Origin of the sequence: Micromonospora sp. ATA51, assembly GCF_016802855.1 — a bacterium.
GTDB lineage: Bacteria > Actinomycetota > Actinomycetes > Mycobacteriales > Micromonosporaceae > Micromonospora > Micromonospora sicca.
In genome coordinates, this window is the sequence record NZ_JAEVHJ010000242.1 from 1 (window position 1) to 10,312 (window position 10,312).

The 10,312-nt window shown below is 71.8% G+C and carries 8 protein-coding genes; 3 read left to right on the forward strand and 5 right to left on the reverse strand.

Translation table 11 applies throughout. The features are described from left to right. Nucleotides 1-360: hypothetical protein (locus tag JNW87_RS27950; protein ID WP_238454690.1), on the reverse strand; the 360-nt coding region annotated here is incomplete at its 3' end. Nucleotides 361-420: 60 nt separating this feature from the next. Here JNW87_RS27950 and JNW87_RS27955 point away from each other — a divergent pair. Next, nucleotides 421-1,008, forward strand: coding sequence for a hypothetical protein (locus JNW87_RS27955; RefSeq protein ID WP_146231006.1), 588 nt, complete (start codon nt 421-423; stop codon nt 1,006-1,008). Between the two features lie 43 nt (nt 1,009-1,051). After that, nucleotides 1,052-1,255, forward strand: coding sequence for a type II toxin-antitoxin system VapB family antitoxin (locus JNW87_RS27960; protein ID WP_109801092.1), 204 nt, complete (start codon nt 1,052-1,054; stop codon nt 1,253-1,255). A 13-nt stretch (nt 1,256-1,268) separates the two neighbouring features. Here JNW87_RS27960 and JNW87_RS27965 read toward each other — a convergent pair whose 3' ends face one another. From JNW87_RS27965 to JNW87_RS27980, 4 genes are all read right to left on the reverse strand, one after another. After that, complete coding sequence (locus tag JNW87_RS27965) at nt 1,269-1,619, reverse strand: DUF3024 domain-containing protein (protein WP_109801091.1); 351 nt, start codon at nt 1,617-1,619, stop codon at nt 1,269-1,271. A gap of 39 nt (nt 1,620-1,658) precedes the next feature. Continuing rightward, nucleotides 1,659-6,086: a BREX system serine/threonine kinase PglW gene (gene pglW / locus JNW87_RS27970; RefSeq protein WP_109801090.1), complete on the reverse strand. Its 4,428-nt coding sequence runs from the start codon at nt 6,084-6,086 to the stop codon at nt 1,659-1,661. Nucleotides 6,087-6,199: 113 nt separating this feature from the next. Beyond that, entirely contained in the window at nt 6,200-7,585 is a 1,386-nt protein-coding gene (locus JNW87_RS27975; RefSeq protein WP_109801089.1) for an NAD(P)/FAD-dependent oxidoreductase, read from the reverse strand. 241 nt (nt 7,586-7,826) lie between these two features. Continuing rightward, complete coding sequence (locus JNW87_RS27980) at nt 7,827-8,540, reverse strand: hypothetical protein (protein WP_201749549.1); 714 nt, start codon at nt 8,538-8,540, stop codon at nt 7,827-7,829. Nucleotides 8,541-8,801: 261 nt separating this feature from the next. Here JNW87_RS27980 and JNW87_RS27985 point away from each other — a divergent pair, with 261 nt between their 5' ends. Then, on the forward strand, nt 8,802-10,157 hold the full coding sequence (locus JNW87_RS27985) for a transposase (protein ID WP_238454691.1): 1,356 nt from the start codon (nt 8,802-8,804) through the stop codon (nt 10,155-10,157). Nucleotides 10,158-10,312 lie beyond the last annotated feature (155 nt).

The following is a 10,312-nucleotide window of genomic DNA, read 5'->3' on the forward strand; positions in this document are numbered from 1 at the left end:
GCCCATCTCATGGGGCAGGGTCCAGGGTGGCCGGTTGTACGGGCATGTCGTGGCCCATCTGCTGTACGAGAAGTTCTTCTTGATCTCCTTTGCGAAGATGCCGTCCCGCCCCTGGAAACGGGAGTGAAACTCACCGGGATTCAGGCCGAGCACCACCATCCGCGGCGTGTGCTCCAGACCGAGAAGGCCACCGTGGTACGGCTCCGGAAAACCCTCACGGGTCACTTCGCCGGGACCGACACCCACATAGGAGTCGAACCAGCCCTCCAGCCATGGCGGTAGTTGATCTTCGCCGTTGAGCCACGCCGCGATGTGGGCGTCCCATAAGGCCGCAACCCGCTCCCGTGCCGAGGTCGTCATGACGAAAAGCTAGCGATGAGCCTCTGGCAAAGCCAGGACGCAACGCGAACAATTCAGGATGTGACCGAGAAGTTGCACCAACTGGCAGAGCTGCTGCGGGCCCGCGACGACCTGAATGCCGCAATAGCGGGGTTGACCGGGCGGTCCGCCCGGCAGGGCGACATCGGGGAGTTCGTGGCGGCACAGATCTTCGACATCCAACTCGCCGGGAACGCCGTCCAGGCCGGACACGATGGAACGTTCAGATCGGGCCCATTGGCCGGCCGGACCGTCAACGTCAAGACCTACGGCGATGCCTTCACCGGCCTGGACATCAGCCCACATGGCTGCGACTTCTACCTGATCTTCAGCGGGCCACGACGGCCCGCCGGCGTCGTGCATCATCAATGGCAGGTCTCTGCCGTCTACCTCTTCGACACCCTCCGCCTGCTCGACACATTGAACCGCCGAGGCGTTAAGATCGGCATAGCGACCAGCATTCGGCGGGCGGACCTCGACGCGGCCCAGATCTTCCCCGACACAAACCCGGCATCCCCGCTGCGTCTGACGTCCGCACAGATCACCCTGTTATCGCTCTTCGGCTCGCAGGTCGCTTCCCGTCCCGCCGCCGACCAGCCAGGCAGTGATATCAACTGCCAGGATTCTTGATGTCATCGGAGCTGACTCGCTGCCGCCAGAGAGGTCCCTGACCATGCCACGAACGAACCTGCACATCGACGACGACCTGCTCGCGGCAGCGTCGAAGATCCTCGGTACCACGACGAAGAAGGCGACGGTCAACGCCGCTCTTGAGGCCGTGGTCAACCGGGAGAAGCGACGCGAGTTCGCCGACTGGCTCAAGACCGGCGGGCTTCCCGACCTGACCAGCCTGGGTGGTGCCTCCCGGCGCAGTTGAGTGATCGGAGCGATCAACCCCAGAAGATCGCTGTCGGGTCCCGATCGAGTTCGTCGAGAAGGTCCGCCATGTTGCTTGTGGGCGGGATCAGGTCGTACCGATGGAACCGGAGGTTGCGGTCCCGGTAGTACAGCGTCCAGGTCCCGGTGTTCTTGGTGTACCGGAGGCGCGCGACGGGAAGCCGCGTCCACTCCGACCCCACGTCGGCTCGCCACGGGGCCCGACACTCGACGATCGTCAGGTGGCGGGCCGCCTCCTCACACTCAATCCGCACCTGGTCACGGAGCCGCTCCGGGACACGCTGGTGGCACCACTGACGCGCCTGGGCCACATCCCCTTCCGGTAGCCCCTGAGGTGCCGCCATTTCGACCTCCCGCCAAATCAAGTCGACCAGCGCGGCGCGTCAGGACGCGGCCACCGCGCTGCGGTGAGCGTTGACGACCCAGGCGTCTGGTAGGGCGATCCATTCGTTGTCGCCCACCCGCACCACCGCACCGTCCAGCTTCGGCAGCAGCGCCGGATCCTCCATGGGGCAGAGCAGCCACACGCCCCCCGCCCCACCGCGCGCCGCGTCGGCCAGCTCGTAGAGCCGCTCCATCGCCCGGTACCGCGCCAATACCGCCGCGTCGTGCAGCAGCACCGGCCCCGCCTCGGCCGACAGCTCGGCGCGCAGCTCCGGCGCGGCCAACTGCCACGCCCGCTCGACGTACTCGCCCAGCTTGATCGCGCCCCTGGAGCCGGGCGGCGCGATGTCCGCCCCGACCACCGTCTCCCAGGTCGGCTTGGGGTGCGCGTCGACCAGGGCGTGCAGGTGGCCCAGGAAGCGGGCCGCCACGTTGACCGGACGGGCGTCGAAGCGCCGGACCAACTCCTCCCGCGCCAGGCCGTACCGGGACAGTCGTACCGTCAGCGCCCGGAACCCGCCGGAGGACCTCGCGCCGGTCAGCCGCTCCTCGGCTCGCATCGCCGCCGCCAGCTCCGGCGACTCGGCCGTCCACCGGCTCGGCGCGACGGTCACGGACGGGCGCCGCTGCATGATCGACATGGAGGACGACGCGTTGCGGGGCGGCGGCGGGACGTACCGGTCGCGGTCCCAGCGCAGCTCGAAGCCGGCCTCGGCGAGCAGCCGGTCCAGCTTCGGGTGCGGCGGCAACGGATCCAGCTCCGGGAAGCGCGTCCGCACCCGTTGGGTCACCTGCTCCGGCGTCAGCCCGCGACCCCCGTCGGGCGAGGCGGCCGGGGGCACCACGCCGGCCTGGGCCAGCCGCAGCGCGCGTACCGGATCGAGGTCGCGCGGGTAGAGCTCCAGCCGCGCGGTCGCGGCGGCCCGCTCCGAGGCCACCGCGGCGAGCAGCACCCGTCGCCGCTCGTCGATCGCGTCGGCCGCGCCGCCGGGCGCGGTCACCGCCGCGAGGGTACGCAGCACCGTCGCCGGGCTGGGCAGCACCTCGCTGGCGGCGAGCTTGTCGGCGGCCTTGCCGAGCGCGTCGGCGTAGTCGAGCAGCGCCGGCGCGGCCGGGGTGTCCGGCGCGTCGTCCTCGCCGGCTTCGAGGGCCACCAGCAGCCGGTCACCGCGCGGGTGCGGCTTGCCGTTGATGTCGGCACGGGCGTGCCGGCGCAGCAGCAGGCGCGGCTCGTCGGCGAGCGCGTCGACCTCCACGGCGGCCCGTACCGCGGCGACCGCCACCGCGAGACGCAGCGCGTCCCCGGTACGCACCGAGCCGCGGCTGCTCAGCAGGGCCGCGGCCAACTCGGCGACGCCCATCACCCGGCCGCCGTCGCGCAGCAGCTCGATGATCTGGGTACGCACGCTGCCGACCACCGGGATGTCGTCCCAGCGCTTGCGCTGCTTGCCGAGGATCTGCGCGATCCGGGCGGGAGTGACACCGAGCGGCTTGGCCACCTGCGGGTGCTGCGGCCACAGCGGCAGGTCCGGCAGGGCGCCGGTGGCGTCGGGCAGGTGCAGCGCCAGCCGGGTGGCCTCGACGTCGTTGGGGTTCCGGCTGGCCGGGACGAGCAGGGTGGCGATAGCGTCCAGTCCGACGCGTACCAGATCGGGGTCGCCGTCCCCGGCGGCGGCCTCGGAGGCCACCTCCTCCGTCGCTGCCTTGCGGGCGGCGGGCGTGGTGGGAATGGTCTCCCGCTCCCCCAGCCGGCCGCGCCACTCCTTGACCCGGCGCTGCAGCTCCTGGCGGGTCTTGGCGCCCAGGCCGGGCAGGTGGGCGAGCTTGTTGGCGACGGTGAGCAGCTCGCCGACGGTGGTGGCGTCGAGGCGGTGGGCGGCGGAGACGGCGCGCGGGGTGAGCCCGGCGGCCTCCAGGGCCGTCGCGCGGGTCGCCTTGGTGGCGGCCTCGTCGCGGGCGGCCTCGGCGGCCTTCTCGTCCGGTTCGTCGGCCTCGATCTCGGGGTGGTCGGTGCCGACGGGGGCGCTCGCGTCGGAGCGGCGGAACACCTGCTGCCAGGCGTCGCGCATGTCCTTGAGCGAGGCGAACCGCTGGCGGTGGTCGCGGTGCAGGGCACGCTGGAGGAAGTCCACCAAGCCGTCGCGGATCGCCGGGTCGAACGCCTCGACGGCGAGCACCGGCGGGCCCTCGGTCAGCTGCGGCTCGGTTCCGCCGTCACCCCACACGGGCAGCTCGCCGGAGGCCATCTCGTGCAGGGTGACCCCGAGGGCGTACCACTCGGCGTGCTTGTCGTAGCCGGGCCGGTTCGCGGTGCCGAGGAACGGGTCGAGGTAGCGCGGGGTGCCGGCGGCGATCTCCTTGACCGAGACGCCGGCCAGGGAGAAGTCGAAGAGCACGAGCTGCTTGGTGCGGTTGGGGCGCACCCGGATGGCGATGTTGTCCGGCTTGATGTCCCGGTGGTAGACGCCCTCCCCCTCCAGGTAGTCGAGGGCGCCGAACAGGTAGTCGCTGTAGGTCTCCAGCTCGTCGACGGTGAGCCGGCCGTCGTCGCGCAGCTTGCGGGCCAGGGTGCGGTCACCGGCGTGCTCCAGCACGACGACCGTGCGGGTGCCGATCTGCAGCGGCTCCGGCCGGGCCAGCCGGATCACCCGCGAGTCGGTGAGCGGGCCGAGCACCCTCGCCTCGTGCGCCAGGCGGGCGCCCTTCTCGTCGGAGAGCCCGACCTTGAGCACCTCCTCCCGGCGGGTGCGCTCGTTGAAGCCGAGGAACGCCCGGCAGGTCGAGCCGGTGCCGAGGCTCCGGACGATCTTCCACTCGCCGACCCGGTCGCCGCCGCGCGCCTCGAGGGGGTCGACCTGCTCGGGCTCAGGCTCCTCCGGGTGCACCGACGTCGGCGGCGGTGCGGTCAGCTCCTCCTCGACCACCTGGAGCATTTCGACGAACTCGGCCACGGTGGTCAGGCGCTGGGTCGGCACCGGGGCGGTGGCCGCCTGGATCAGCTCGTCGGCGAACTCGGTGATTCCGTCGGCGATCGCGGAGGCGCGTAGCCCGTTGTCCCGGGCCAGCCGGGTGAGCAGCTCGGCACGCTTTGCGGCCGGCGGCTGGCCGGTCAGGATCAGGTAGCTCAACGCGCCCAGGCCGAAGACGTCCATCGCGACCGCGTCCGGCTTTGGCGCGGTCAGCTCCGGCGCGAGGTACGCCTCGGCCGAGCGCTCGATGTGCGTGGCCGCGTGCGTGGAGAGGGTGACCGGGTCGCCGCTGCTGCCCCCGCCGCTTCCGTCGACCCCGCGGGTCGCCGCCTGCCAGTCGCTGAGCTGCAGCTGAGGAGTCAGCCAGGCCTCGTCCTCGCTGCCACCCCGCCGCCGGCGTCCCGGGCTGACCAGGACGCTGCGCGCCGACAGGGCGCGGTGGTGCAGCCGCCGACGGTGCGCGTACGCCACCGTCTCGGCGAGCTGGCGGATCATCGCCAGCCGGCTCAGCGCGTCGAGGCGGTCGCCGTACTGGGCCATGTAGTGGTCGAGGCGGATCGAGCGGGGGTCGTACCGGAAGATCAGCGCCGGCCCGGCCTCGTGCGACTCCATCGAGTCGACCTGGACGATGCCGGGGTGATTGATGCCGTGCAACACCTGCATCTCGCGCTTGGCGGCGCGTTCGATGCTCGCCCGCTCGGCCTGCACCGCATTGCGCTCGACCAGGTAGATCCGGATCCGGCGGCGCTCGCGTTCGAGGTCGCGGTGGCGGGCCTCGTGGTCCTGCCAGGTCGGCCCGATGTCGAACGGGCGGGGGGCCAGCTTCCAAGCGCCGATCTCGTAGTGCCGGCGGCTGCGGGCGATGCCGACCTCTTCCAGCAGGCCCGGCAGCGCCGCGGACATCTCCTTGGTGACCCGCTGCTGCTCGTCCTGCGGCGGGCGCTTCAGGATCGAGCCGATGGTCGGCAGCTGGCCCGGCTGGTGGCCGGGCGCCGGCTCAGGGCCGTAGATGTTGTGCAGGTGGTAATCGGAGAGTTCGACCTGCAGCCCCGGCTTGGACAGGAACACCGCCGCCTGCACGAAGGGAATCTTGACTGGCTTGCCCTTGCGGCGGGCGGCGGCGACCTGGAGCAGGGACTTGAGCTTCTTCGCCTTCATGTCCGCCAGGTGGAGCGGATTGTCGAAGGTGCGGGTGCCGCTCGGCCCGTTCAGGATCCAGTTCGAGCCGCTGGAAACCAGCCGTCCGTTCAGGCTCTTGATCTCGATGAGGTAGAGCCCGCCCGGTCCCGCCACCAGCAGGTCGACCTCGTAGGGGTGACCGGTCTGGGCGGTGAAGGTGAAGTTCGACCAGGCCCGGTAGGGCTCGGTGTCCGGCAGCAGCGCCTGGACGTACGCCAGCGCCTCCCGCTCGTGCGCGAACTGCGACGGCGTGATCGTCGTCCACCGACCCTCCTGCATGCGAGAGATCCTAAGCTCACGCCGCACCGAGCCCGCTCACCGGACCGAACCGGGCGGTGCAGCACCAGGGCGAAAGCAGGCGGTCTCGCGACCGCCTGCCCGCCTGACCCGGCTCACCGGACAAGCAACTCCTCGACCTGCAGCGTCGACTCGGGCTGGGCGGCCGTCGGCACGGTACGCCCGCCGGACCAGAGCACCCGGGCGACGATCCCCGGCGCGAAGAGCCCCGGCGGCGGGGTCATCAGGTTCGCGACGCTGAGGAAGCGCCGCCCGACGACGGCGTGCCGCGCGGCGGCGACGTGCAGCCGGGCGACATACCCGTTGAGGAAGCGGGTCCGGCGGCTGCGTGGCCCGACCACCGTCGGGTAGCGCAGGTCGGCGCCGACCGCCATGTCCCACGGCACGTCCACCACCTTGGCCGCCCCGGCGAAGAAGCGGCGCGGCAGCTCCCGCCGGCCCTGCCGGAGGCAGTCGCGCAGCACCATCGCCTCCACCGCGGCCACCGTCATGCCCTGCCCGTACGCCGGGTTGAAGCTGCACACCGCGTCGGCGACCGCGATGAAGCCCTCCGGCAGCCGGGCGAGGTGCTCGTAGCGCCGCCGCACGCTGGTGGGCAGCCGCATTCGCTTCGGCGGGCCGAGCGGTTCGGCCCGGCTGAGCAGCGCGTGCAGTTCCGGGGCGGGCAGCCGGCCGGCGAAGGCGAGGAAACCGTCCGGGTCGACCGGCGGGGCCTGGCCCGGGCCGACGCCGAGCAGCGTCACCATCCACCGGTCGCCCTCGGCCGAGATGGCCACCCCGCCGTACGGGGCAGCCGGCGACGGGCTGCTGATGAAGGCGGCGAAGTCGGCGTCGCCCGGGGTGCGGCGGTAGTCGCGGGAGACGTACACGGTGCCGGGATCCACCCGGTCCTCGACGGCCGGCTGGTAGCCGAGCTCGGCGAGCCAGGTGGGGCCGCGGTTGCCGCGACCGGTCGCGTCCACCACCAGGTCGGCGTCGTGGTGCTGCTCCTCCCCGCCCCGGGGCAGGATCCGCGCGCCGGTGACCGTGCCGCCGTCGGCGTCGGCGAGCAGCCCCAACGCCTCGCATCCGTCGTGGATCTCCACGTTCGGCAGCGCGCGGACCCGGTCCCGGACGTACCCCTCCAGTGCGCGCCGGCTGACGCACAGCCCCTGCAGTCCCGAGGCGACCCGGGGGATCCGGTGGCCGTCGTTGACCCAGAGACAGTCCCGCTGGATGTCGATGGCGAGGGCGCCCTGGCCGGTCAGGTCGGCGGTCAGGCCGGGGAAGAGCTCCTCCAGGACCTGGCGGCCCCGGGCGAGCAGGCCGTGCGAGTGCTCGCTCTGCGGCACGCCCTTGCGGTCGGCGACCTCCGCCGGCAGCTCGTCCCGGTCGAAGACGGTCACCTTCGTGTACGACTCGCTCAGGACCCGCGCGGCGAGCAGCCCGCCGATGCTCGCGCCGAGGACGATCGCCCGCCCGGTCTCATTCGTGGTGGACACGGTTGACTCCGTTTCTTCACATTGGTGTCCTCAGTGAGCGGCACGACGGGCGGGGCGGAAAGGCGAATTGACGGACGGCTAGCTGACACACGTTTCCCCGTGAGCCGTTCCGACCTTCTCCAGCCCGTCGAAGGCGGGACTCGCAGCGGCGAAATTCCCTGCTCACAGCCGGTTTCCGGCCGCTGTCGACAGGCGTGGTGAGCGATATCTCAGTCGTTTATCGGTCAATCTGATTCGGTTTTCAGAACGCCGAAAGGATGACGGTGCGACCAGGCCGACCGGCTATTCCAGGAAGGCCGAAAGGTGACGCCTGCGGGCGATCGTCCGAGGCGCCGGTCGCGCCGGCAGCGGCGCCGGGACGCGAGTGGCGGCACCGCTTCGGCGGTGAAGGCGAGGTATCAGCAGGAGTCGCAGGCGCCACTGACCGGAAGCTGGACGAAGCAGGTCGGGCAGAGCGGGCGCCGGGGCTGCGGCGTTCGCGCGCGGACCGCCGCTGCAGCCTCGGCGACAACGCCGGCTGCCCACCGTCCGGGGGCAACGGCGCGCCGAAGCGGCGGTAACAGGCCAGGCGCGAAACAGCGGCGTGCTCCTCCCGCGCCATCTCGTTCTCTGCGGCGGGCTCACCCCATACTCGGAGCACCTCGTCGTACCCTCCGCCCACCATCCCGTCGTCTACCCGGACGACGAGGGCGGACAGCGGCGGCTCGCCACGGCGGCGCGACTCGTGGATCACCCGGTTGAGCACCTCGCCGATCCAGTTCTGCAGCAGCGCGGAGGTTTGGATGCCTGAGGCGGCGAAGAGCCGGTCCCGCAGCTCACCGTAGGTGATCGTGGCGTGGTAGGTCTGCGCGATGCCGATCAGAATGTCGTACGCGTGGACTGCCCAGATATCCCAAGCTTCCCGGGCTGCGATGCGCTCGCCGTTGTCCCGCCAGTACCCGCGCTCTTCCGCCACGGTCGCCTCCTTCCGGGCCGGACCATGAGTGGCGGACCCGAGGGCAGCGTACGGGCGAGGTGACGGTTCCCGCTCGCCCGCACGCTGACCGATACCGCTGGCGGCGCCCCGGCTCGGGCTAGTGCGTTGACCACAAACGTTGGCCGGGTTGGTCGGGGTTGGGAAATGTCGTAGGGGTGGTGTTGGCTTCGGTTCGTGCCTCGCCGTCGGGATCCCGCCTTGCCGCGGGTCGTGCATCGCACGGCCCGGGTTGCTGTGCGGGTGACGCCTGGGCAGCGGCGGCGGTGTTTCGGGCTGCTGCGCTCCGCCGGTGACCTGTGGGCGTGTGTGCTGGAGGTCAACGCGTGGCGCCGCCGCCGCGGCGGCGCGCCGCTGGTGGGCTATCAGCAGTTGTGCCGGGAGCTGTCCGCGTCCGGGCCGGGCACCTTCGGAGACCTGGACACCACAGGTGCCCGGTCGGTGTTGCGCCGGTTCTCCGATGCGTGGTTCGCGGCGGCGAAACGCCGCACCGCCGGTGACCTGTCGGCCCGGTTCCCGCGTCGGCGGCGGGGCTTGGTGCCGGTGCGCTGGTACCACGGCACGTTCACCCTCGACGGACTTCGGGTCCGGATCCCGACCGCCAGAGGCGCGTCCCCGTTGTGGGTGCGCCTGGCGCGGGAGGTGCCGTATCCGGTCGAACAGGTCCGGTCGGTCACCCTGCTCTGCGAAGGCGGCCGCCTGTTCCTCGACGTCACCGCCGAGGTCCCGGTGACGGTCTACCCACCCGGTGAACAACCGGACCCGGCCCGGGTCGCCGGGGTGGATATGGGAATCATCCACCCCTACGCCGTGGCCGGCCCCGACGGGGAGGGGTTGCTGGTGTCCGGGCGGGCGATCCGCGCCGAACACCGCATGCACCTCGCCGACACCAAGGCCCGCCGCCGAGCTGTGGCCCGGCAGGCGCCGAAACCGGGTGAGAAGGGATCCCGGCGGTGGCGCAAGTACCGTCGCCGGGCCCGCCTGGTCGAGGGCCGGCATCGACGCCGGGTTCGGCAGGCCCAGCACGAGGCCGCCCGTAGCGTCGTGTCCTGGGCGGTGGGTCAGCGGGTGGGTGTGCTGCACGTGGGTGATCCTCGCGGGGTGTTGGACCGTCCTGCTGGACGGCGGCACAACCTGCGGCTGCGGCAGTGGCAGATCGGCCGGCTCCTCCAAGTCCTCACCGACAAGGCCACCCTCGCCGGCATCACCGTCCACCTGGTCGACGAACGCGGCACCTCCTCGACCTGCCCCGCCTGCCACCGCCGGGTACCGAAACCCCGCGGACGGACCCTGTCCTGCCCGCACTGCTCATTCTCCGGCCACCGCGACCTCGTCGCGGCGGCCATCATCGCCACCCGCACCCCGGGCGGCGGACCCACCACCCCGACAGCGGTCGTGCTGCCGGAGGTGGTCACGCACCGTCGAGCCGGCCGACACCTGCCCGGTACCGGACGGTCCCGACGTGACCCCCGCCGCCCACCCCGGGCGGCGCGAGGATCAGTTGGCCCGCGGAGGCCCGCCCCACCCACAGGTGGTGGGGAGTCGCTCGCCCCCAAGGCGAGGATCCACAACACCCACCGCAAACCCGGTGAACGTTAGTGGACACCGCACCAGTGAGGCTCCGCCTCGGACCGCCGAGGTGGGTGGTTGGGCTGGGGCTGGTCGGGCCGCTGGTGGTGGGTTCATCCTGGCAACCGTAGGTGCGGTTGCGGAGGATGGTCATGGCCTCGCGTGTGGTGAGAACGAAAACGGTG